Origin of the sequence: Geofilum rubicundum JCM 15548, from assembly GCF_000974365.1 — a bacterium.
GTDB classification, from domain to species: Bacteria; Bacteroidota; Bacteroidia; order Bacteroidales; family Marinilabiliaceae; genus Geofilum; species Geofilum rubicundum.
This window is the reverse complement of sequence record NZ_BAZW01000165.1, coordinates 1-1,083: the sequence shown is the minus strand read 5'-3', so window position 1 is coordinate 1,083 and position 1,083 is coordinate 1. Positions and strand designations below refer to the sequence as shown.

Below are 1,083 nucleotides of genomic sequence, written 5' to 3'. Positions count from 1 at the left end.
AAAACTCAAAGAAGGCAAAATAGTTGTTCCTGGAAACCGCAGAAGAAACAGCCGGACACTTGAACTAAAACCCTTTCAAATACTGGAACTACACGAATATCTAAACGAAATAAGACCAACCATATTACAAGAAATCACAGCTCCAAGACCAGCCAGAAAACCCACTAAAATCAATCACGCCAAAATCGAAAACCAGTTATTTATCAGCATCAACGGCAGTGAGAACATCAAAAACAGCCTTTTGCACATGTTTAAAGCCATCCAGAAACTAAACCCTGAAATCCTTCATCCCAAGCAAATCCGAGCAAGTGTGATAATCTACTGGCTAAAAAACCACAATCTAAGACAAGTCCAATACATGGCCGGCCATAAATATGTAAGTTCAACAGAACGGTACCAGTTAAACAATCTGGACAGCTTACAAAGCAAACTTGAAAAGTTCCATCCCTTGAACAATCGAAATATTTAATTTGCAGCCTCAGGTTTTATTAATAGTTTTGAATCCTTATGATGAAAAGATGAGCAATACAGAAAACAATTTAGCAACCCCCGATGAAATCATCATGAACAAGATTTATTTTGTTCGCGAAGAAAAAGTGATGATAGATAGTGATTTAGCAGAGCTTTATGGTGTTGAAACAAAGCGCTTGAATGAACAGGTTAAGCGCAATGTTAGTCGTTTCCCCGCAGACTTTATGTTTGAGTTGACAGAAGCTGAGTTTAAAAACTTGAAGTCGCAATTTGCGACCTCAAGTTGGGGAGGACGAAGAACGCCACCTTATGCTTTTACAGAACACGGGGTACTTATGCTCTCAAGTGTACTGAACAGCGACAAAGCAATAAAAGTAAACATCCAGATAATGAGGATTTTTACCAAGTTCGCAGACTGCTTACCGATAATCTTAGCGTTAAACTTGAAATTGAAGAAATTAAAAAGAGACTCCAAAATCAAGACAAAAACATAGAGCTGGTTTTTAACTATCTGGACGAACTGATAGAAAAGCAAGAGAACCCAACACCAAGAAAGCAGATAGGCTTTAGATTCAACCCCGATAAATAGCCCCCATAGAAACCCCACCGCAC

2 protein-coding genes are annotated in these 1,083 nt (G+C 38.7%); both read left to right on the top strand.

Translation table 11 applies throughout. The features are described 5' to 3' along the window. The coding region (locus tag JCM15548_RS24830) for a site-specific integrase (RefSeq protein WP_157483048.1) at window positions 1-469 on the top strand (469 nt) is incomplete at its 5' end. A gap of 49 nt (window positions 470-518) precedes the next feature. Next, complete coding sequence (locus JCM15548_RS20560; protein ID WP_227626092.1) at window positions 519-965, top strand: ORF6N domain-containing protein; 447 nt, start codon at window positions 519-521, stop codon at window positions 963-965. Window positions 966-1,083: the final 118 nt, after the last annotated feature.

Bases quoted from the DNA above. Each gene is read 5' to 3' on its own strand.
- JCM15548_RS20560 (WP_227626092.1), top strand. From the start codon at position 519: ATGAGCAATACAGAAAACAATTTAGCAACCCCCGATGAAATCATCATG.